The organism is Pseudomonas sp. URMO17WK12:I9, assembly GCF_900230165.1.
In the GTDB taxonomy this organism is placed as follows: domain Bacteria; phylum Pseudomonadota; class Gammaproteobacteria; order Pseudomonadales; family Pseudomonadaceae; genus Aquipseudomonas; species Aquipseudomonas fulva.
In genome coordinates this window covers 36,114-56,041 of record NZ_OCMQ01000009.1, presented here as the reverse complement: position 1 = coordinate 56,041, position 19,928 = coordinate 36,114, and the positions used below count along the sequence as shown (strand labels likewise).

The 19,928-nt window shown below is 62.2% G+C and carries 20 protein-coding genes; 5 read left to right on the top strand and 15 right to left on the bottom strand.

What is annotated here, in order from left to right; genetic code table 11:
- Positions 1-1,196: 1,196 nt before the first annotated feature.
- Positions 1,197-2,075, top strand: coding sequence for an EthD domain-containing protein (locus tag CRP40_RS17190; RefSeq protein ID WP_027915021.1), 879 nt, complete (start codon positions 1,197-1,199; stop codon positions 2,073-2,075).
- 136 nt (positions 2,076-2,211) lie between these two features.
- Here CRP40_RS17190 and CRP40_RS17185 read toward each other — a convergent pair whose 3' ends face one another.
- From CRP40_RS17185 to CRP40_RS17160, 6 genes are all read right to left on the bottom strand, one after another.
- Positions 2,212-2,982 (bottom strand): amino acid ABC transporter ATP-binding protein, encoded by a 771-nt coding sequence (locus CRP40_RS17185; protein WP_033695059.1) that lies wholly within the window; start codon positions 2,980-2,982, stop codon positions 2,212-2,214.
- A gap of 79 nt (positions 2,983-3,061) precedes the next feature.
- The gene (locus CRP40_RS17180; RefSeq protein WP_027915019.1) at positions 3,062-3,802 is read right to left on the bottom strand and encodes an amino acid ABC transporter ATP-binding protein; all 741 of its coding nucleotides are present in this window, start codon (positions 3,800-3,802) and stop codon (positions 3,062-3,064) included.
- Complete coding sequence (argH, locus tag CRP40_RS17175) at positions 3,799-5,301, bottom strand: argininosuccinate lyase (RefSeq protein ID WP_027915018.1); 1,503 nt, start codon at positions 5,299-5,301, stop codon at positions 3,799-3,801. The genes CRP40_RS17180 and argH overlap by 4 nt, the downstream gene beginning before the upstream one ends.
- Positions 5,271-5,990, bottom strand: coding sequence for an amino acid ABC transporter permease (locus CRP40_RS17170; protein ID WP_027915017.1), 720 nt, complete (start codon positions 5,988-5,990; stop codon positions 5,271-5,273). The genes argH and CRP40_RS17170 overlap by 31 nt, the downstream gene beginning before the upstream one ends.
- A gap of 7 nt (positions 5,991-5,997) precedes the next feature.
- On the bottom strand, positions 5,998-6,660 hold the full coding sequence (locus CRP40_RS17165) for an amino acid ABC transporter permease (protein WP_027915016.1): 663 nt from the start codon (positions 6,658-6,660) through the stop codon (positions 5,998-6,000).
- 12 nt (positions 6,661-6,672) lie between these two features.
- Complete coding sequence (locus CRP40_RS17160; protein WP_027915015.1) at positions 6,673-7,518, bottom strand: transporter substrate-binding domain-containing protein; 846 nt, start codon at positions 7,516-7,518, stop codon at positions 6,673-6,675.
- Positions 7,519-7,745: 227 nt separating this feature from the next.
- On the opposite strand from CRP40_RS17160, the gene CRP40_RS17155 reads away from it, so the two are divergent.
- A complete protein-coding gene (locus CRP40_RS17155; RefSeq protein WP_305955244.1) occupies positions 7,746-8,663 on the top strand; it encodes a LysR substrate-binding domain-containing protein in 918 nt (305 codons plus the stop codon).
- 18 nt (positions 8,664-8,681) lie between these two features.
- Here CRP40_RS17155 and CRP40_RS17150 read toward each other — a convergent pair whose 3' ends face one another.
- Genes CRP40_RS17150 through CRP40_RS17120 form a run of 7 tightly spaced genes read right to left on the bottom strand, consistent with a single transcriptional unit; the run spans position 8,682 to position 14,963 of the window.
- Positions 8,682-10,046 (bottom strand): ATP-binding protein, encoded by a 1,365-nt coding sequence (locus CRP40_RS17150; protein ID WP_027915013.1) that lies wholly within the window; start codon positions 10,044-10,046, stop codon positions 8,682-8,684.
- A complete protein-coding gene (locus tag CRP40_RS17145) occupies positions 10,043-10,705 on the bottom strand; it encodes a response regulator (RefSeq protein ID WP_027915012.1) in 663 nt (220 codons plus the stop codon). Before CRP40_RS17145 ends, CRP40_RS17150 begins: the two co-directional genes overlap by 4 nt.
- Positions 10,706-10,707: 2 nt before the next feature.
- The gene (locus CRP40_RS17140; protein ID WP_027915011.1) at positions 10,708-11,349 is read right to left on the bottom strand and encodes a hypothetical protein; all 642 of its coding nucleotides are present in this window, start codon (positions 11,347-11,349) and stop codon (positions 10,708-10,710) included.
- A complete protein-coding gene (locus CRP40_RS17135) occupies positions 11,346-12,152 on the bottom strand; it encodes an SDR family oxidoreductase (RefSeq protein ID WP_027915010.1) in 807 nt (268 codons plus the stop codon). Before CRP40_RS17135 ends, CRP40_RS17140 begins: the two co-directional genes overlap by 4 nt.
- On the bottom strand, positions 12,139-12,819 hold the full coding sequence (locus CRP40_RS17130) for an iron-containing redox enzyme family protein (protein WP_027915009.1): 681 nt from the start codon (positions 12,817-12,819) through the stop codon (positions 12,139-12,141). The genes CRP40_RS17135 and CRP40_RS17130 overlap by 14 nt, the downstream gene beginning before the upstream one ends.
- A gap of 7 nt (positions 12,820-12,826) precedes the next feature.
- A complete protein-coding gene (locus CRP40_RS17125) occupies positions 12,827-14,296 on the bottom strand; it encodes an AMP-binding protein (protein ID WP_027915008.1) in 1,470 nt (489 codons plus the stop codon).
- On the bottom strand, positions 14,286-14,963 hold the full coding sequence (locus CRP40_RS17120) for a thermostable hemolysin (RefSeq protein WP_027915007.1): 678 nt from the start codon (positions 14,961-14,963) through the stop codon (positions 14,286-14,288). Before CRP40_RS17120 ends, CRP40_RS17125 begins: the two co-directional genes overlap by 11 nt.
- A gap of 273 nt (positions 14,964-15,236) precedes the next feature.
- Between CRP40_RS17120 and CRP40_RS17110 the strand changes: the two genes are divergently transcribed.
- The 3 genes from CRP40_RS17110 (at position 15,237) to CRP40_RS17100 (ending at position 18,856) form a co-directional block, all read left to right on the top strand.
- A complete protein-coding gene (locus CRP40_RS17110; RefSeq protein ID WP_050437996.1) occupies positions 15,237-15,569 on the top strand; it encodes a hypothetical protein in 333 nt (110 codons plus the stop codon).
- A 244-nt stretch (positions 15,570-15,813) separates the two neighbouring features.
- A complete protein-coding gene (locus CRP40_RS22305) occupies positions 15,814-17,118 on the top strand; it encodes a PAS domain-containing protein (RefSeq protein WP_027915006.1) in 1,305 nt (434 codons plus the stop codon).
- Positions 17,119-17,215: 97 nt separating this feature from the next.
- Positions 17,216-18,856: a methyl-accepting chemotaxis protein gene (locus CRP40_RS17100; protein WP_027915005.1), complete on the top strand. Its 1,641-nt coding sequence runs from the start codon at positions 17,216-17,218 to the stop codon at positions 18,854-18,856.
- Between the two features lie 83 nt (positions 18,857-18,939).
- Here CRP40_RS17100 and CRP40_RS17095 read toward each other — a convergent pair whose 3' ends face one another.
- Both CRP40_RS17095 and CRP40_RS17090 read right to left on the bottom strand, forming a co-directional pair.
- Positions 18,940-19,269 (bottom strand): hypothetical protein, encoded by a 330-nt coding sequence (locus CRP40_RS17095; protein WP_023534182.1) that lies wholly within the window; start codon positions 19,267-19,269, stop codon positions 18,940-18,942.
- Complete coding sequence (locus CRP40_RS17090) at positions 19,262-19,696, bottom strand: GFA family protein (RefSeq protein WP_305955245.1); 435 nt, start codon at positions 19,694-19,696, stop codon at positions 19,262-19,264. The genes CRP40_RS17095 and CRP40_RS17090 overlap by 8 nt, the downstream gene beginning before the upstream one ends.
- Between the last annotated feature and the right edge of the window lie 232 nt (positions 19,697-19,928).

Here is a 19,928-nt window from a genome sequence, read left to right as displayed (position 1 = left end):
TTGACCGGCATGCATTTCTGCGCTCAGGATCGCGGTCTTCAACCTCTGAACTTTCAAACCGAGCGACTTAGCGACATGCTGGAGCTATGAAAGCGGCAAAGTTGTGGGGTTTGAATTCGCTGGAATAGCTGGATAATTTTGGGGTTTCGACATTTCAAGGGGGGGCAAAGTGCTCTTGAAATCAGTTCCGCAACTGGGTCACGCACTCTTGAATTCACTGACTCAGAAGGTCTATGTAAACGAAAAATTACGGAATCGATAAGACTGTAACTCAATGATATATAAGGGTTTTTGTTCGGATTGCAAATCCGTCAGTCTAGGTGCCGTTCAGCCAAAGGCGAGCAAGGGGCAATCTCGCAAGCCTATGACCGACGGCAGCAGAAAAACGCCGACCTTGAATTAACTAGTCCATCTAGAGTCTAGGCCTTAGAAAGCGGCGACGGACTATCATCCGCATGCAGCTGCCGCGCGTACGCCTTCCACTCAACAGCGGTCACTGGTCGGAGAACCAGGTCGACATGCTTATCGCTTGGCCGGTCCTCAGCTAATTCTGGAGCATTACCAGCCGGACATACGTGCCGTTCGCGCGTCTGGCTTCGGCAGCGATCTGGCCTTAGAGCGCTTGGTTGATCTCGACCAGCCTCTAGATGTTGAGCTTGGCTTCGGTCAACTCGGTCCGGAGCTAGTCGTTTTAGTCGCAGAGCAAGTAGCATTTACGAGGTCACCACTTCAATCTTGCTAAAATTTTGCTACAACAAAACTTCAAGTGCCCCAGTCCTCAGTATTTGCTGGTCGATAATTTCTAATCGACCCGATCCATCATGGGGGCAACAGAAAACCGTCTCACTACCGTATCCATGGGGCTGGCCGCGTTTTCTGGCGTTTCGGGGGGCATTCGGAAATCTCTCGGTTACTACTGATGTAGAGCGCTTTTTACTGACCGGTCACCGCCATCGTCCTCAGAGAGGAGGTCTATTAGCCGTGTCTTGTGCTCAGTCCACGATCAAGCGCAAAAGCGGGAATTCTATCAGGTCTGCTGATCAAGAAGTCCCCGTTGACTGCACCTCTCGGCCAGTAAGCCTCTCGATCTGTTACGCCCAACTCCCTCTAGCCACGCCGCAATGACCTCGACTGAACGCCGTCCCCCACAGCCAGCTCTGACTCTAAACACCCCACAAGCTCAACAAGGTCAGACCATGACGATCACCATCAACAGCTACACCACGGTCAAAAGACGCGAGCGCGTCCCACACGCCATCTTCGCCCACTACTGGCGCGACGTGCACGGGCCGTTGTGCTCCCGGTTGCCAGGGTTGGGCTTGTACATCCAGCACCACTTCTCGCGCAATCAGGACGCGCACCTTTGGCCATTGGCCGAGGGCGTGGGAGAGATCGCAGACTACGAACTCGATGGCGGTGTAGAGATCGGCTTCAAGTCCGCCGACCAGCAGGAGCGCTTCAAGCAAGCCAGCCCTCTATTGTTTTCGGACGAGCAGAACATGTTCGAGGAAACGCTGGCGTACGACCTGCCGCACGGATCAATGAGGGTGGTGAACCGGCTAGCGGACGAGCGCCTCAATGGGCTCGATCATGCCGATCGGATCCATGTGCACATGAGCCCACGCCAAAGCCTAGAAGATCTGCAAGCGTATGTGCGCGACAAACTCGCGCCGACCCTGGCGCAGGATACCTCGGTCTTGAAAGTGCAACTGCACCTGTGCGCCCCTTTCCAGAACGATGGGAGCCATCCACCGGCGCCAGACGTGGCACACACGGCCACGCCGGCGCGCGCCGAACTGGTGATCATGGAAGTCGCCTTCGGAAACCCTGTGGCACGGCGCCGGTTTTTCGAGGGGCAGGCGTTCAAGAAGACGCTGGCGGATCAGGCGCGGCACATCGGAAGTTTGAAGGCGTTTGCGGTAAGTGGTGTGTACAGCTATGTGGTCGATGGAGAAATGACCACGGCCGGGCTGCGTGGTAGCCGGGCGGCAGAGTTGATCGAGTATCTCGGCGCGGTCAATCAACTGGAACCTGGAGTAGAGGCGGTGTTCAAGCGCGTCGATGCAGCGAGTTAAGCTGCCCCGGCCTACAACACGCGCGGGGCATGCTCGCGGTGGATGCGCGGCTCGATCCTACCGTCGAAAGCAAGAGCAGGTTGTCGCTCAGGTGCCTGTTAGTGGTTCAGTTGGCGCCCAAGGGGCACCCCCCTGCTCAATGCAACACCTGACTCAAGAACAACCGCCCTCGCTCACTCAAAGGACGCTCGAAAAACACCGCTGGCGCAGCCTGCTCGACCACCTCGCCCTGGTCCATGAACACCACCCGGTGCGCCACGGTCCGGGCGAAGCCCATTTCATGGGTCACGCACACCATGGTCATGCCGTCCTCGGCCAGGCTGACCATGGTGTCGAGCACCTCCTTGACCATTTCCGGGTCCAGTGCCGAGGTGGGTTCGTCAAACAGCATGATCTTGGGTTTCATGCACAACGCCCGGGCAATCGCCACGCGCTGCTGCTGGCCGCCGGACAATTGGCCAGGGTACTTGTGCGCCTGTTCGGGAATACGCACCCGCTCCAGGTAATGCATCGCCAGGGCTTGCGCCTCGTGGCGCGGCAGCTTGCGGGCCCAGATGGGCGCGAGGGTGCAGTTCTGCAGGATGGTCAGGTGGGGGAACAGATTGAAGTGCTGGAACACCATGCCGACTTCGCGGCGGATGGTTTCGACCTGCCGGGCGTCGTCGGTCAGTTCGACACCCTCGACGACAATGCGGCCCTGCTGGTGTTCTTCAAGGCGGTTCAGGCAGCGAATGGTGGTCGACTTGCCTGAGCCGGATGGGCCGCACAGCACGATGCGCTCACCTGGCTGCACGCTGAGGTTGATGTTCTTGAGCACCTGGAAGCTGCCGTACCACTTGCTGACGTTCTCCATCTGGATCATGGGGCGCAGGCCCGGTGAGTCCAGCGATTGGGTCGCTTGGTTCATCTGGAATACTCCTGGCTGGCGCGCAGCCACGCTTGGCCGGTGCAAGCGGGCGCACCGGCATTGGGAAGAGGATGTTCGTTCAGCGCAGGACGCTTTGCAGAAACTGCCGGGTGCGGGCCTGTTCAGGGGCGCTGAAGAGCTGCGACGGCGGCCCGGTCTCGATGACCTTGCCGGCATCGAAGAACACCACGCGGTCGGCCACTTCGCGGGCGAACCCCATTTCGTGGGTGACGACGATCATGGTCATGCCCTCGGCCGCCAGGCCCTTCATGACGTTGAGCACGTCGCCGACGGTTTCCGGGTCGAGCGCAGAGGTGGGCTCGTCGAACAGCATCAGCTTGGGTTTCATCGCCAAGGCGCGAACGATCGCCACCCGCTGCTGCTGGCCGCCTGACAGCTCGGCCGGGTAATGCCCGGCCTTGTGCTGCAGGCCGACGCGCTCGAGCAAGGCCAGGGCATGGGCCTGGGCTTGCGCCTTGGTTGCGCGCTTGAGCTTGACTGGGGCAAGCATCATGTTGGCCAGCACCGTCATGTGCGGAAACAACGTGTAGTCCTGAAACACCATGCCCACGTCCTCGCGCAGCCGGGCCAGGGCTTTACGGTTTCCCGCCTGGGTCTGATCGCCATCGCCCACCACCACGGTGCCCTTGGAGGGCGGTTCCAGGCTGTTCAGACAGCGGATGAAGGTGGACTTGCCCGAGCCGCTGGGGCCGATGATGACCACCACCTCGCCTTGGCGCACGTCCATGTCGACGCCCTTGACCACTTCATGGGTGCCAAAGCTTTTATGCAGGTCGCGCACCGTCAGGATCGTGCTCATAGGCCCGCCTGTGCCCGGGTCAGGGCTTGCAGGTTGAGGTCGGCCTCGCTCATGCGCGCGCGGCGTTGCTGGTTGGCCGTACGCTCTGCGCTCAGGCGCTCGCTGGCGCGGGCGAGGCTTGGCATCAGCGACCCAAGCGACGGGCCGCCGGCGGAGCTGCGACCCTGCACGTTGCTGACCGGGTCCAGGCAATCACGCACTTTCTGCTCGGGTAGGTGCAGGGCATGACCCAGCTGCTCGAGGGCGCAGGCATCGACCATCTGGGTGGTGATCTGATGGGCCGGCAGGCCCTGGTCCATGGCCATGCGCACCACGCCCCCGACCACATGGTGGGCTTCGCGGAACGACAGGTCGACCTCGCGCACCATCAGGTCGGCCAAACCGGTGGCGGTGGAAAAATCCTCACCGGCGCGGCGTGCCGCCAGGTCGATGTTGGGGGTGGCGGTGCGCAGCACCAGGTCCAGCAGTTTCAGGCAGCGCAGGCTTTCTTCGGCGGCCTCCCAGAAGCCCCGCGTCCCTTCGCGGTTGCCGTCGCCGGTGTGGGAAAAATTGGTGCCCTTGATGGTCACGCTCGCACCCATCAGCAGGCCGACGATATGGCCACTGCGGCCCTTGAGGTACTCCAGCACGGTGGGGTTCTTCTTTTGCGGCATGATGCTGGACGTGGCGGCGACGCTGTCGGGGAAGTCGATGAGGTTGAACTCATGGGTACTCCACACGAAATAGTCCTGCGCGACGCGGCTCCAGAACACCGCCAGGTTGCTCAGGTGCGACAGGCTTTCGAGCAGAAAGTCCCGCGAGCCGATGGCATCCAGGGCATTGTCCAGGTAGCCGTCGAAGCCCAGCAGCTCGGCGGTGCGCGCGCGGTCGATGTCGAACGGCGTGCCGGCGAAGGCAGCGGCACCCAGCGGGCACTGGTTCATCGACTCCAGCGTCTGAGTCAGGCGCTTGCTGTCGCGCTCCAGAGCCTGTTCCACTGCGCTCAGGTAATAGCCGTAGGTGATTGGCTGGGCCGGTTGAAGATGCGTGTAGCCGGGCATCACCACTTCGGCGTACCGCTTGGCACAGCACAGGGCCGTGGCCCGTACCGTTGCCAATTCGTCGATCAGGTCCATCAGCAGGTCGCGGCAGCGCAGGCGGTCGAGGGTGGCCAGGATGTCGTTGCGGCTGCGACCGGTGTGCAGGCGCCCGCCGATGTCAGCGCCGATATGCTCGATCAGGTGCGCCTCGTAGTTGAAGTAGGCGTCCTCGCGCGAAGGGTCCAGCTCGACCGCCTCTGGTCCTGCCTGCTCCATGTCCAGCACACCCTTGGCCAGCACGCTGGCATGTTCGCCGCGGATAAGGCCCTGTTCGGCCAGCATCAGGATGTGCGCCTTGTTGACGTTACCCAGGTTCGCGAAGCCGCTGGCAAAGCCTTCCAGGCGCGGGCGGTAGATGTACTCGTTCACTTGCGGCGCAGTGCTTTCCTTCAGGCGCCGACTGACTTTGGATGCTTGCATGCTGGAACCTCTTCAATGGAAGTACGTGCCGCCGGACGACCCAGACGACGTTCGAGATAACGGCTGAGCCAGGTCAGCGCCGAACAGATGACGAAGTACACCAGCAACACCACGCCGTAGACCGCGAAGGCAGGGCTGACGCCGGTCATGACGGTTTCACGCTCGATGATGATCTGGCCGACCTTGAGAAACTCCCCCACACCCACCAAAGCGCCCAGGGACGTGGCCTGCACCAGGATCGTCAGCAGCCCGGTGTAGGCTGGCAGAATGGCTTTCATCGACTGCGGCACAACCACGTGCAGGTAGATCTGCCAGGGGCGCAGGCCCAGGGCCCAGGCGCTTTTCCACTGGTGCCTGGACACCGACTCCAGCCCGCCACGCACGATCTCGATCCCGTTGGCGCTGCCCCACAGGGTCAGGCCCACGGTGACGGCGGCGAACGGGCTCAGGTCCACACCGAACATCGGCGCACCGAAGAAGATGAAGAACACGTTGACGATCAGCGGAATGGAGCGAAACAGCTCCACGTAGGCATGGATCGTCCACCCCAACAGGCGGTTCTTGACCGTGGCCAGCACGCCGAGCACGGCCGAGATCAGCGTGGTGAACAGCAACACCACCAAAGCCAGGTACAGGGTCATCAACAACCCTTTGCACACGAAGCTCCAGTTTTCGAGTAGGAAATTCATGGTCGCCTCACTGCCGGAAAGGGCGTTGCAGGTGGGCAGACAGCCGCGCAGTCATCAACGCGAGCCCCCCCACCAGCACCAGGTACATGACGCAGATGGCCGTGAACATCTCGATGGCGCGAAAGTCCGTGGCGATGCGGTCCACCGCGACGAAGGTCAATTCCGCAAGGCCGATGGCCTGTAGATAGGAAGAGTTCTTCAGCAGTGAAATCGCGGTGTTGAGCATCGCCGGCAGGCTGGTGCGAAACGCGATGGGCATGGCGATCAGCGCGAAGTACTGCACGGGCTTGAGGCTCAGTGCCAGGCTCGCCTCGCGCATGCCGCGCTCCACCGTGGCCAGCCCGCCGCGGATGTTCTCGATCTGGTATGCACCGGCCCACAGCGACAGGCACACCACCCCCGACCAGAACAGCGACAGCCCAAGCCCAATGGCCGGCAGGCCATAGAAGATGAAGAACAACTGCACCAGGATCGGCGTATTGCGGATCAACTCCACGTACAGCGCCACTGCCTGGGACAGCACCGGGACCTTCATGACGCGCACTGCCCCGCCCAGCACCCCGATCAGCAGGGAACACAGGATGGCCAGGGCCGTGATGCGCAGCGTCATCAGCACACCGTCGAGCAGGGCAGGCCATTGCTCGATCAGATAATGGACGTCGAACTCCATGATGGCGGCCGATCAAAGTGCTTCGGCAGGCTTGGCCTGCTCGAAGACGCTGATGTAGTAGCTCTGGATGTTTTCGGGTACGAACTGCTGCACCCAGCCTCGGAACAGGTGTTCTTCGCGCATGCGCAATACCGCCGCGCTCAGGAAGTCGCGCCATTGCGCTTCGTTCTTGCGCACGCCGATGGCCGCGTCGGAGATCTGGAACGGTTGGCCTATCAGGCGAGCATCCTGGTCGTTGTCGGCGACCACCACCAGGGTCGCGGCATCGTGGGTGTAGGCGTCGGCGCGACCTTGGCGGAAGGCTTGCAGGGCATCGGCTGCGCTGTTCATGCGCAGGGTCTTGACGTCGGGCATGTGGTCTTCGAACCACTTGGCCTGCACCGACCCCTTGAGCGTGGCAAGGGTCTTGCCCTTGAGGTCGGCGATGGTCCGGGCCGGGCTGTCCTTCTTCACGACCACGTCACTGGCACCCCACCGGTAGGGCGTGGTGAAGTCGATCACCCGTTGGCGTTCCGGGGTGACGCCCAGCGTGGCGATCAGCAAGTCCACCTTGCGGCCCAGCAGCTGCGGCACTCGGTTTTCGGCGGTGACGCAGGTGAAGCTGACCTTGTCCTTCGAGCCCAGGGCCCAAAGCGAAATCTGCTTGGCCATTTCGACCTCGACGCCGGCGAATTCACCCTTGTTGTCCTGATAGCCATACGGTGGCTGGTCGCAGCGCACACCCGCGCGCAGGTGGTCCGCCTCTTTGATGGCTGCTGGAACTGCTGGCAGGTCGGCGGCCTGAACGGTGGATACCGCCGCCAACGCCACGCACGTCAGGGCCAGTGCAGCGCTTAGTTTTTTATACGAGAACGACATGATGCCTCCTGATTACCGGGCTGCATCGCGCCAATGTGCTGGAGCGATGCGTGAGTACAAGGGCAGAGCTGAAGTGACGCTGGAGCACCGGTTTTATGTGTGTTGTTGCCGGTATGCGCTCGGGGGTATCGCGCTGCATCGGGGCAGACGTCGATGTGGTTGTAGTTATAAAATCTGCGCGTCATGCAATCAAATGACAATACATCAACCCGTCATGCAGAAATGATATGGCCATCAATTTCAAGCAGATCGAAACCTTCCGCGCGGTCATGCTCAGCGGCTCCATGACAGCAGCGGCGCAGGCGCTGCATACCTCCCAGCCCAATGTCAGCCGGCTGATCGCGCAACTGGAGCGGGCCAATGGGTTCAAGTTGTTCGAGCGGGTAGGGGGGCGCTTGCTGCCGACCGATGAGGGCGCGCAGTTCTTCGCCGACGTGGAGCGCGCGTTCATCGGGCTGCACAGCCTGGAAACCTCCGCCGAGCACCTCAAGCGCGGGGGCACCGGGCAATTGCGCATCGGTGCGGTGCCTTCCCTGACCCATGGCTTGCTGCCCAAGATCATCCAGCGCTTTCGTCAGCAGAACCCGCACGTTCATATCTCCATCCACACCAACGACTCGCCGAACGTGGCACACTGGGCCGCGACCCGGTTTTGCGACGTGTGCCTGGTGTCTTATGTGGCCGAGGACATGGCGGGCGTGCAGTCTCAGATCATCTGTGATGTACCGGGTGTGTGCATCTTCCCCAAGGGGCACCGGCTCGGTGCCTTGCAGGCCGTGACGCCCGCAGACCTCAAGGGCGAAGAATTCATTTCGCTGTCGCACACTGACGGCTCGCGCACTCGGCTCGACCGGCTGTTTGCCGATGACGACCCGCGGGTGCTCAACTTGGACGCTACCCATGCCGCCACCGTGTGCTCACTGGTCGGGCTTGGGCTGGGGGTGAGCGTGGTCAGTCCACTGGTCGCGGCAGAGTATTTGCACACCGGCATCGACATACGGCCGTTTGCCCCGCAGTTGCGGTTCTACACGTATCTGCTGCGCTCATCCGACCGGCCGGAGAACGTGCTGACTCGACGATTTCGGGTGTTGGCGGGGGAAATGCTGGGGCAGGCGGCGCAGGTGTGTACGGCTGGCCTTGGGTAATAGGCTCGGTACCGCGCCTCATTGCCTCGGCAGCACCAGCGCTGCCTCTAGCCCGCCCGCCGCTCGGTTTTTCAGGACCACCCGGCCACCCAGGTGCTCCATGATGGTTGCCACGATCGACAGCCCAAGGCCAGCGCCGTTGGGGCTATTGCGGCTGTAGAAACGTTCGAACACCCGTGAGAGGCTCGCCTCGTCGATGCCTGGCCCTTCGTCTTCCACCACCAACTCGACACGCTCATCGTGGCCCCGCAGCGAGACCGTGATGCGCCCCCCGAGAGGCGAGTGCTCGACCGCGTTGGACATCAGGTTCTGCAATGCAATGCCCAACGCGCTGGCGTCGACGGCTACACGGTGCTCGCCGCCCTCTATTTCCAGCGAGGGCTCCAGCCCTTTGTCCAGTATCCAAGGGGTAAGCTCGGCCAGGATGTCGGTGACCACCTCGGCAAGGTCGACAGGCTCACGGGGGCGATGGCCGAGCCGAGGCTCCACGCGGGCCAGTGTCAGCAGTTGGTTGACCACTCGCGTCAACCGATCCACACCGCCCATCAGGAACGTCAAGGCCTTGTTGCGTTCGACGTCGTTGCTGGCAGCCAGTGCGTTCTGCGCATGCAGGCGCAACACCGCCAAGGGTGTTCGCATTTCGTGGGCCGCGTCGGCAATGAAGCGATGTTCACGGCGCAGCAGGTCCTTGATCTGCGCCAGCAGGCGATTGAGGGCAGCCTGCATGGGCTCGAGCTCCGATGGCAGCGGCACCAGCTGCAGCGGTTCGAGTGATTCGGCATGCCGCGCGCGAATGACGTCGGCCATGTTCTTCAACGGTTTGAGCCCCCAGCCAATGGCGGCCCATACCAGCACGGCAAGCGCCAGGGCCCCCAGCAGAAATGGCATCAAGGTGTGACGAACGATTCGGTCGATCAAGTCATAGCGCACGTCATCGCGTTCACCCACCCAGATCACCCAGCCTTTCTCGGGCACAGGTAGCACGAAGCCGCGCCATTGCTTGTCGTCGCTGGTGAAATCGTAAAACCCAGGCCGCATGGGCCGCGGATCCAGGCGAGGTGCGCTGGGCGTCTGCACCATCAGGGTGGCGTTTTCGTCCCAGACCTGGAAGGCCAGCTTACTCTCGTAGGGATGCCCCACCCGGTGTCGGCCCGCCTGGGCCAGCGCGGCGTTGAAGGCACGGTACAGGTCGTCACGCGCGCCGCCTTGCACTGGCATGCTCATTACTCCTTGGAGCAGGCGTGCGTTCTGGGCAAGGTGCGCGTCGTACACTTCGTTAATTTCATGGCGGCTGTCGTGGTAGTTGTACAACGCAAGCAAGCCGGTGCCGATCAGCAGCAAGAGCATGACGCGCCACAGCGTGCGCTGGCGTAGCGACCTCATACCTTGGCCTCGACCAGGTAGCCGATACCACGCACGGTGCGTATCAGGCCATTGAACAGTTTCTTGCGCAGCTGATAGATGTTCACTTCCAGGGTATTGCTCTCCGGCTCCTCGTCCCAGCCATAGAGCAACTGCGTCAGGCGTTCGCGGGTAAAGACTTTGCCGGGCTGGGCGAGTAGCTCGTGCAGCAGCCGGTACTCCTTGGGCGTGAGCACCACTTCGGCCCCCTTGAAATGCACCTGCTGGGTTGCCGGGTCCAAGCTGACACCGCCGTGCTCGATCAGCACCGTGGCGCGGCCAGCGCTGCGGCGCAGCAGTGCACGCAGGCGTGCCTTGAGTTCATTGAGGTCGAAGGGTTTGACCAGGTAGTCATCCGCCCCGGCGTCAAGCCCTGCGATGCGATCGTCCAAGGCATCGCGTGCGGTGAGAATCAGCACCGGCAGGCTGTTGCCTCCCGCGCGAAGCCGCCGCAACAATTCAATGCCGTCCAGGCGTGGGAGGCCCAGGTCCAGTATCAACACGTCGAATGCTTCATGCTGCAAGGCGTGCAAGCCACTGACGCCGTCCTGCAACCAGTCAAGGGTATAGCCCTCCTGGCGCAAACCATCGCAGATGCCTTCACCCAACGCGCTATCGTCCTCAACCAGCAGCAGGCGCATGTCTAGTCCTGTTTGTCCTTGATGGTGTCGAGTAAAGCATTGATATCGGCACGCCGGCCCTCATCGGCCAATTCCCGGCCCGGCCTGGGCGGTGCCTGCAACGCCTTGTGCAGCGCAGCCCTGGCCTCACTGTAACGCTTCTGACGCACCAGATGATCGCCCCAGAAATAGTTGCTGTCGATGCCCGCGGGATTGATTTTCAAGGCCTGCCTGAGCAGCGTGTCGGCTTTGTCGTCATCCCCGAAGCCGATGGGCCAGCCTGGAACCTGGTCATACAAGGTGCCCAGGCTGGTGTAGGCCGAGCCTTGCAGGGCTTGAGGGTCGAGGGCGATGGCCTTTTCCAGGCTGGCCTTGGCGGCCTTGACTTTGCCTAGCGCACTCAGCCCACCGGTTGCGCCAGCCCAGCTGCTGTTGATGATGCCGTCCCAGATCAGAGGCTCGGGTGTATTGGGGTTCTGGCGGACGAAAACGGCCGCCTCGTTTGCCAGCTTCTCGAACGCGCCTGCGCGTTGATCCTTGGGCAACTGATATTGGATATGCGCCCATTGTTGCTGCAAGTCGTGCAGGTGTTGGGCGCCTGTCTGATCAAGCGCCCAGCCAAACGGGGTAAATGCCAGCAGGCTGGCCAGTACGATGGGCTTCATTTGCTCGGTTCCTTTATGTGGCTGCCGATATGGCGCCGAATCAAGGGCAGTTGTTTACGCAAGGCTCGATCCACCAACCCTGGCAGGATGCCGTTCAGGCGCACGAACATTTTCTCCGGCCAGCCGAGGTAGAGCTCGCTGCGCTCGGACTGGACCGCCTGGAGCACGGCTTTGGCAACGTAGACCGGGTCGTCCATGCCTACCTTCAGCGCCTGGTTGAGGGCGGTAGCGGCGCTGCTGTTCATGCTGGTGCGGGTTGCGCGTGGCGCGACGTACAGCACATTGACCGGGGTGTCGGCCAATTCACGGCGCAGTGCTTCGGAAAACCCGCGCAGCGCGAACTTGCTGGCGCAGTAGCTGGCATAGCCGGGGTAGCCGATCGAGCCATAAGTCGAGCCGACGTTGACGACCAACGCCTTGGGTTGCTCGCGCAGAAGAGGCAAGCAAGCCCGGGTCAGTTGCAAAGGTGCCTTCAGGTTGATGTCCAGCAGCTCATCGAGGGCCTGTTCGTCCAGCTGGTCGAGCAAGGCGAAGCGATTGACCCCGGCAGCGTTGATCAGCGCATTGAAGCCGCCCAGTTCGCGCGCGCGCGTCACGACCTGTGCCCGGCCCTCCTGTGTCCGTAAGTCCGCCGACTGCCAGCGCAGGCTGCCTGGGTAGCGGTTCATCAAGCTGGCCAGTTTGCCCATGTGCCGACTCACGGCCAAAACCTGCGCGCCGGCATGGCAGAGCTGCTCGGCCAGCTCCAGGCCAATCCCGCCGCTGGCGCCGGTGAGCACCACGATCGACTCATGCAACCGCATGGCGCACCCCTGACTGGCCCGCACGGGGCAACGTTTGGAACATCTCGGCGTACAGGCGGTAGACCATCTTGGCCGCGTGAATGACCGCCTGCTGGTCTTCGGCATTGTCCAGGCGGTCCATCAACTGCCTGTAGGTCACCATATGGTCCTGGTCGAGCGCGCCGTGGGACTTGAGGTAGCTCATTGCCCGGTCTGGCAGCGAAAGGCTGTGTGCAATGGCGCCGGCGGCCTGTGTGGCCAGGGCAATGCTGGTGCCTTCCAGGACGTTGACCATGCCGAACAGCCCTACCGGGTTGCCCCGTGCGATCAAGTCATAGAGATAAGCGACCATGAGCTCGATCGACTGCGCGGGTCGGCCGTCGCGTACCGCCTCCCAGTCGCCCCCACAGGCCTCGATGTCGTTGAGGATCCACTGTTCATGGCCGTATTCTTCCTCGATGTACTCGCACACGGCACCGCGCAGCCATTCGAGCCGGGCGGGCAGGCGCGCCCCGCATGCCATCATCAGCGGGACGGTGTGGCGCACGTGGTAGTAGGCCTGGGTGAGAAATGCGATGTAGCTGTCGAGGCTGACCTGCCCAGCCATGGCCTCGCGGATCACCGGAACGCCGAACAGCGCCTGGCGCTCATGGGCGGTTTGCAGTTGCAACGTTTCAAAGAAGGACATGGCGAACTCACTCCTGGGGTATGCGGATCAGAGATTGATAGCGTTCAAGAATCGCCTCGCGCCGAGGGCGGCCGTTGGCTGTCAGGGTTTGATCGGTGACGCTGAGCGGCGCCGTGAGGCGTCGCCAGTGGTGGGCACGTGCGTAATCGGGCAGCCGTGCATTGCACTGGCCCACTACCTGGTCGATCTGGTCGTCACTCAGGCTCGGGTCCATCGGCCAGATCAACGCCACGTTGCCTGGCAGGCTCTCGCCGTGCACGAATGCCTGGGCAATGACGCCGCTCTGGGTCAGTTCGGCCTCTACCCATTCAGGGCTGACGTTTCGGCCGAAACTGGTGATGAACTGGTGCTTCTTGCGTCCGTCGAGGTACAGGTAGCCGTCGTCATCCAAATGGCCCAGGTCCCCGGTTGCCCACCATCGACCGTCGAAAGGCGCGGCATCGAGGTAGCCCAGTAGCGTGCAACCGGCCACCAGCACCTCGCCATCCTTCGCGATGCGCACCTGCACGTGGGGCAGCGGCTTGCCCACACTGCCACGGCGGACGCTGCCCGGACGGTTGAGCGCGACCACCGACGCGCATTCAGACAGCCCATAGCCTTCGTACACCGCAAGCCCGACAGCCTCGGCACGGGCCAGCAAGCTGGGCGATACCCGAGCGCCACCTACGGCGACGAACCTCAGCTGCTCAGCGGGCATCGCCCCTTGTTCAACAGCGGCAACCAGCCCCATCAGCAGTTGCGGCACAAGGATCAGGCTCTGGGCCTGACGCTGCACAACCGCACCCACTAGCCGCTTGAAGTCCACCTGGGTGGCGCCGCTGATGCCCAGGTGCTGCTGGCTGAGCAGGTGCACGCAGGCCCCGGCGATCAGCGCGGCGTATACGCCCAGGTTTTCCAGCAGAACGCCCAGTGGCAGAACGGCCAGGTGATGCATGGGTGCGCTGGCGCGGCTAGCCGCCTCAAGTTCATGGGCCACGCCCAGCAACGCCTCGGCGCTCAGGCAGACACCTTTCGGTGATCCCGTGCTGCCGGAGGTGTAGGTGATTTTTGCCGTTTCGGGCGCAATGGCCGCCGCAGCGAACGATTTACAGAGCCAGAACCCCGGCCGGGCGTGTGGGGCGTAGCCCAGCTCGACAAGGCGCGAGTCCCATCCGCTTTCGCTCAGCACCAGGGTGACGCCACTTTGCCTGAGACAATGGGACATTTGAGCGCGGGTGAAAAACGGAGGGATGACCACGCAGGGACGTTCGGCGAACAGCGCGGCAAGGTCCCACAGCAGCAGTTGCGGGCCATTGTCCAAGGCCAGGGCGAATGCGCCCTGAGGTTGGCTCCCAAGCCAGGCGGCGCGTACCTCGACCGCCTCGAACAAGGCGCGATAGGTCAGGTGCTGGTCGGCACCTTGCACGGCGATGGCGTCAGGCTGACGTTGGGCGTGTTCCTTCAGCAAGGCCTTGAAGCGGTTCAGTTCATGCCGCATGACCGGATTCCTCTGTCAGGACCGGAAAGCCAAGGCGCTGAAAGACGCCTGAGCGGGTCAAGGCATCGAAGCCGTAACGGATATTTCCGGCAAACACCTGAGGGCAATGGCTGTAGTAGGTGCCCCATATTTCAGCCTGGTCCTCAAGGCGAGCAGGATCGGCTGGCGCCAGGACGACGGGCCTCAGCCCCAGTCGCTGGAAGCTGTTGATCAGCGTCGCCGCGCCGGTGAATGCGACCCAGTGCAGGCCGCGTGAGGCCAGCAGCCACGTGACCGCAGCGATCATCAAGCGCGCGCTGCCGGCGCTGAGCGAGGCCAGGTTGCCCACCTCGACCATACAACTGCGCGGCAGGGTTGCCCCGACCACACGGGACACGGCGTCTTCCAGAGGCATGTCGAGGTAGCGCTCCAGAAATAGGGCGCCGTCATTGGCTGGGCGAATGCCCGCGGCGGCTGTCAACCGGCCTTGGCTGTCGTGAAACGCCAGTAATTGCGGCAGGAAATGCTGAATGTCGGCCTGATGGCTTAGCGCAAAGCACTGATGGATGAACCGCTCGAGGGCCATTCGCCCCGGGTCGTCTGCCAGGTGTAGCGACAATGTTGCCTGACGATCGGCCTGGCTGCCGATGGCCAGTGGAAGCAGGTGGCTCCAGTCACGGTGGGTCATGAAACGTCTCCCAGCAGGTTCGATGGGAGACAGTGTCGAGTGCTTATCTGAAGGGAATCTGAAGTCAGGCTGTTTCGGGTTCGATTTCGACGAATGCCATTGCGATGTTTCTCCGGGGCCTACATGGCATCGCCAGCCGTTGCCGACGAGCGCCCCCTTGATGGCCACCGTCCGATTTACCGCAGACCTGGCCTGTGACCTGCTCCGCATCCTTGCCGTCAACCTGTGCATGGAACGGCACCGCTTGTGCCGACGTGGAAAGCAGGAGCATTCATGGCCAAAAAAAAACCGTTATCCCCAGGCCCGTCCTGGAACGAAAATTTCGTGGTGTTGGGAGAGATTCTTTTCTGGGGTTTTTGGGCGCCAGTCCTGTTCTTGATCGCTGCACCCTGGTTGAGCCTGGCCATCGTCAGCTACTGGCCCAAGCCTGTGCTTGCCGGATTTTTCAGCGCCATGGCATCCACCGGTTGGCTGGTCGCCTCGGTGGTGATTCTGGCAGTGATTGCCTACCAGGCGGGCATGGGTTACTACCGTCAGCACCGTAGCCGCAAGCGTACTGCCGCTGAGCTGGCTGCCAAAAGGGCCCAGGGCGACAAGCGTCTTTGATCGATCCGGCCGGCTGATTGGTCTGTGTGGGTGGCCGGCGCTAGCGGCCCGCGCGGGGCTTGCTTGGCACCCTCACATAACTGATATCGTAATGATGTCATTGCCGCGCAACCTTTGTCGTTGTGCTGCTGTCGTAGTACGCACTACCGGTCAGGCAGCAGTGATCGCGACCTGCGATTGCTGTGCGTGACCCAGTATTGAAGCCAGGGATTGGTCTTTTTCGTCTTCCTCCGAGTACCGACCCATGCTTCATCTTTTTCGTAACCGCGGCGAGCGTCAGGCGCTCACGCAGCTGGCTGCCTCCCTCCCGCAAACCCACACTGACGGTGGCCGCACTGCCCCCAGATGGACAGACGTGCAACGTGAATGGACCTCGCGTGAGTTGCATGCCACTGCGCGTGAAGGCCGTATTGCCGAGCTCGAGCGCGAGCTGGAAAACGCCCGGCTGATGCTGGCGGAGGCCGACGCCAATGCGCGCGCCTCGGAAACCCGTTTTGACCTGGTCAACCGTGCCTCCAGCGAAGGCCTGTGGGACATGGAAGTGGTGGCAGGTGATCCGGTCAACCCGCGCAACCGCTTCTGGTGGTCGCAGCAATTTCGCGAAATGCTGGGGTTTCGCGACGAGCGCGATTTTCCCAATGTCCTGGCCAGCTGGGCTGATCGCCTGCACCCGGAAGACAAGGCCGCCACGTTGGACGCCTTTGCCCGCCACCTGAACGACAAATCAGGCATGACCCCCTACCGGGTGCGCAACCGCCTGGCCATGAAAGACGGCAGCTACCGCTGGTTCTTCGCCCAGGGCGAAACCCTGCGCGATGCACGTGGCGTGCCTTTGCGCGTTGCTGGCGCCTTGCGCGACATCCACGATGAGTTGCAACGTGAACAAGAGCACGACGTGATCATCACCCGTTTCGAACTGGCGCGGGAAATGCTCTCCGACGGGCTCTGGGACATGGAAGTGATCGCCGGTGACCCGGTCAACCCCAAGAACCCCTTCTGGTGGTCGCCCCAGTTTCGGCGTTTGCTGGGTTTCGAAACCGTCGAGGAATTTCCGGATGTGTTGGACAGCTGGGCCTCACGCCTGCACCCGGAGGACAAGGCCTACAGCCTGGAAGCCTTCCAGGCGCACCTGAACGACCGTACAGGCAAGACGCCGTTCGATATCGAGTACCGACTCAAGATGAAAAGCGGGGAGTACCGCTGGTTCCGCGCCCGTGGCCAGACCAAGCGCGACCCTTATGGCGCGCCATTACGTGTGGTCGGGGCATTGGTGGACGTGGACCTGGAGCATCAGCAGTCGGCCATGCGTGAGACGGAGGCTGCGCACCAGCGCACCCTGGAATCCAACATCACCAAGCTCACCCAGATCGTCGGCACCATTCAGAGCATTGCCAGCCAGACCAACCTGCTGGCACTCAACGCGGCCATTGAAGCAGCACGTGCCGGGGAAGCGGGCAGGGGGTTTGCAGTGGTGGCCGATGAAGTACGCAAGCTGGCCACGCGCACGACGGAGGCCACTGAACAGGCGGCCGACATGATGCGCGGCTGACAGCTGGCAGGCCAGGTGCCCAAGCTACGGCTACAGGTCCGTTGCACCCGCTCTTTTGACACTGTTGTTTTCTCTCACTTCGTTCAGGTTTCAACTCATGAATTGGTTCTACGATGCCAGGTTGTCGGTCAAGCTGTACCTCGCTTTCGCGCTGTGCGCACTGATCACCTTGAGTGTTGGAGTTGTCGGTAGCCAAGGAATCGGCTCGCTCTCGTCCAGCTTGCAACAGGTGTTTTCCAATAACCTCGTGTCCGTGGCACAAGTTGCAGAGGCACGCTCCAGTGCCATTGCCCAGAGCCGCGACCTTTACCGACTCGTGGCGGCCACCGCCATCAATGCGCCGCAAGCTGAACGCGCTGCCATTCTTGCGTCGATGAAAGAAAACCGGCAGAGCAGCGAGCAGGCATTTGCAGTCTACCGAGCCACGCCCCTGGCCGATGATGAACGCCTTGCCGGCGATCGCATGGAAAAGGACTGGCCAGCCTACCAGGCCATCATGGATCGGACGGTAGCCACCATCGCACGAGGTGACCTGGCTGAAGCCAGGCAATTGATGGCCGGCGAATTGCATCAGGCGTTTCGTACCGTGCTCGACGAATTGACCACAATGGTCGAGTCCAATAACCGACAGATCGATGAAGGCGCGCGAGCGGCAAAACACAACGAGGCGGCGGCCAAGCTCAACCTGTACCTGGGCATCGGTGCGGCGTTCGTGGCGGCCATTTTGCTTGGCATGTTCATCAGCCGTGTCATCAGCAAACCGATCGCGCTGGCGGTGAACACGGCCGAGCGCATTGCAGGCGGCGACCTGAGCAAACCCGTGGCCACAGGTCACGCCGACGAAACCGGGCAACTGCTAAATGCCCTGGGGGGCATGCAGCAAGGCCTCAAACGCACCCTGGAGCAAATCGCCAATGCAGCGGATCAGCTCGCCTCTGCGGCCGAAGAACTCAACGCCGTCACAGATGAGAGCACCCGCGGGCTCACGCGCCAGAATGATGAAATTCAGCTCGCCGCCACGGCGGTCACGCAAATGAGTGCGGCAGTCGAGGAAGTGGCTCGCAACGCCACCTCCACTTCCGAAGCCTCCCGGCAGACGTCCGAGGAAGCGGCCAGTGGCCGCGACCAGGCCCGGGAGGCCGTGCAGGCCATCACCAGCGTGAACAGCGAAATCGGGCAGTCTACGGTCATCGTGGGGGAATTGGCCGGTAGCGTGCGCGAAATCGCCAAGGTGGTCGATGTGATCCGGGGCATTGCCGAACAGACCAATCTACTGGCGCTTAACGCGGCCATCGAGGCGGCACGCGCTGGCGAGCAGGGCCGAGGTTTTGCGGTGGTGGCAGACGAAGTACGGGCACTGGCGGCGCGTACCCAGGCCTCGACGGGGGAGATCGAAGCCATGATCACAGGCGTTCAGTCGCGTGCCGACGATGCGGTCAAGGCCATGGGCAACAGCCGAAACTTGGCCGACAGCACCCAGGCCTTGGCCCAGGCGACCGGCGAATCGCTGGAGCGGATCGCCCGGAACATCGCCCAGATCAACGATCGCAACCTGCTGATCGCCACGGCGTCCGAAGAGCAGGCCCATGTGGCCCGCGAGGTGGACCGCAACCTGATCAACATCCAGGACTTGTCGACCCAGACCTCGGCCGGTGCGCATCAAACCAGCGCATCCAGCCAGGAATTGTCGCGCCTGGCCATCTCGTTCAACGACATGGTCAGCACCTTCAAGCTCTGAGCAGGGCGTAGACGATCTGTAGCGTGGCATGCCCCGCCCACCGCCGTAATGCACTTATCGGCGGTGGGCGGGGCGCAGGCTTTTTAGTCGACGCGCACGAAGACGTTCTTGGCCATGTCGCTACCGCCGACGGCCTCCAGGCGCTTGCCGCCGTCGAGCACGCGTACGTTGATCAACGCCATGCCATCCTTGTTGCGGGCGGTGACCATGTCATCCTTGCGCTCCCATTCATCCACCTTCAGCTTGTTGCCGTTGGTGATGATGTAGTCCTTGGAAAACTCCCACGTCTGTTTCGGGCTCTGGATACCCATCACGGTCGTGGTTTGCTCATAGGTGCCTTCCAGGGCGTCATTGCCGCAACCGGCGATGACGAAGAACGGCAGGGCGGCGAGGGCGAGTTTGAGTTTACGCATTGGGCTTCCTTTTCAGTGGGTCGATCTCAGACCGGGTCGATGGCAGGTGCCATGGCGCCGCGGCGTCGAGATGCAGGTGGGTATCACGTGTCGGTATGAAGGGGGTATCGAGGGTGCCAAGGGCGATCGAGATCCAATCGGCGTATTGGCCTGCACTGCGTGACCAGAACAGGCTCGAGCCGCAGGATGAACAGAATTGGCGCAGGATTGTGGGCGACGAGGCGTAAGCCGCAAGCCGGTCGGCGCCGCGCAGCATGCGCAGCGCCTCACGCGGCACACTACCGTATGAGGCATATGCAGCACCGTGGCCTTTGCGGCACTGGCTGCAATGACAGTGGCTGATGGCCCTGGGCGGGCCAAGCAGCTCATAACCTATTGCCGCGCAAAGGCAGCTTCCTTGGTATGTGCTGGACAAACGCGATTCCATGCGTACGAAAAGGCGCCAGCTTAAACGCAGCGCCAAAGGTAGTCGAGCCGGTTCTGGCCACGCGTGTCGGTAGCAGGTACCCGGGAAGCGGTTCTTGCACCCGCTGGACCGTCAGGGTGCACAGCCCTGTGCTGCGCCGTCCGACGATCGCACCGTAAGTGAAAGAACCGGACGTCGGTTTCAGAATGTGCCTGGTCGTTCGCGCGCAACCTTCTGGCGCTGCAAGTGCCAT

What these genes read in the sequence shown, in the direction of transcription:
- CRP40_RS17140 (WP_027915011.1), bottom strand. Translation starts at nt 11,349, where the DNA reads ATGAAGCCCATCGTACTGGCCAGCCTGCTGGCATTTACCCCGTTTGGC.
- CRP40_RS17160 (WP_027915015.1), bottom strand. Translation starts at nt 7,518, where the DNA reads ATGTCGTTCTCGTATAAAAAACTAAGCGCTGCACTGGCCCTGACGTGC.
- CRP40_RS17190 (WP_027915021.1), top strand. Translation starts at nt 1,197, where the DNA reads ATGACGATCACCATCAACAGCTACACCACGGTCAAAAGACGCGAGCGC.
- CRP40_RS17125 (WP_027915008.1), bottom strand. Translation starts at nt 14,296, where the DNA reads ATGCGGCATGAACTGAACCGCTTCAAGGCCTTGCTGAAGGAACACGCC.
- CRP40_RS22305 (WP_027915006.1), top strand. Translation starts at nt 15,814, where the DNA reads ATGCTTCATCTTTTTCGTAACCGCGGCGAGCGTCAGGCGCTCACGCAG.
- CRP40_RS17180 (WP_027915019.1), bottom strand. Translation starts at nt 3,802, where the DNA reads ATGAGCACGATCCTGACGGTGCGCGACCTGCATAAAAGCTTTGGCACC.
- CRP40_RS17100 (WP_027915005.1), top strand. Translation starts at nt 17,216, where the DNA reads ATGAATTGGTTCTACGATGCCAGGTTGTCGGTCAAGCTGTACCTCGCT.
- CRP40_RS17130 (WP_027915009.1), bottom strand. Translation starts at nt 12,819, where the DNA reads ATGTCCTTCTTTGAAACGTTGCAACTGCAAACCGCCCATGAGCGCCAG.
- CRP40_RS17145 (WP_027915012.1), bottom strand. Translation starts at nt 10,705, where the DNA reads ATGCGCCTGCTGCTGGTTGAGGACGATAGCGCGTTGGGTGAAGGCATC.
- CRP40_RS17135 (WP_027915010.1), bottom strand. Translation starts at nt 12,152, where the DNA reads ATGCGGTTGCATGAGTCGATCGTGGTGCTCACCGGCGCCAGCGGCGGG.
- argH (WP_027915018.1), bottom strand. Translation starts at nt 5,301, where the DNA reads ATGCAAGCATCCAAAGTCAGTCGGCGCCTGAAGGAAAGCACTGCGCCG.
- CRP40_RS17110 (WP_050437996.1), top strand. Translation starts at nt 15,237, where the DNA reads ATGGCCAAAAAAAAACCGTTATCCCCAGGCCCGTCCTGGAACGAAAAT.
- CRP40_RS17150 (WP_027915013.1), bottom strand. Translation starts at nt 10,046, where the DNA reads ATGAGGTCGCTACGCCAGCGCACGCTGTGGCGCGTCATGCTCTTGCTG.
- CRP40_RS17120 (WP_027915007.1), bottom strand. Translation starts at nt 14,963, where the DNA reads ATGACCCACCGTGACTGGAGCCACCTGCTTCCACTGGCCATCGGCAGC.
- CRP40_RS17090 (WP_305955245.1), bottom strand. Translation starts at nt 19,696, where the DNA reads ATGGAATCGCGTTTGTCCAGCACATACCAAGGAAGCTGCCTTTGCGCG.
- CRP40_RS17185 (WP_033695059.1), bottom strand. Translation starts at nt 2,982, where the DNA reads ATGAACCAAGCGACCCAATCGCTGGACTCACCGGGCCTGCGCCCCATG.
- CRP40_RS17095 (WP_023534182.1), bottom strand. Translation starts at nt 19,269, where the DNA reads ATGCGTAAACTCAAACTCGCCCTCGCCGCCCTGCCGTTCTTCGTCATC.
- CRP40_RS17165 (WP_027915016.1), bottom strand. Translation starts at nt 6,660, where the DNA reads ATGGAGTTCGACGTCCATTATCTGATCGAGCAATGGCCTGCCCTGCTC.
- CRP40_RS17170 (WP_027915017.1), bottom strand. Translation starts at nt 5,990, where the DNA reads ATGAATTTCCTACTCGAAAACTGGAGCTTCGTGTGCAAAGGGTTGTTG.
- CRP40_RS17155 (WP_305955244.1), top strand. Translation starts at nt 7,746, where the DNA reads ATGGCCATCAATTTCAAGCAGATCGAAACCTTCCGCGCGGTCATGCTC.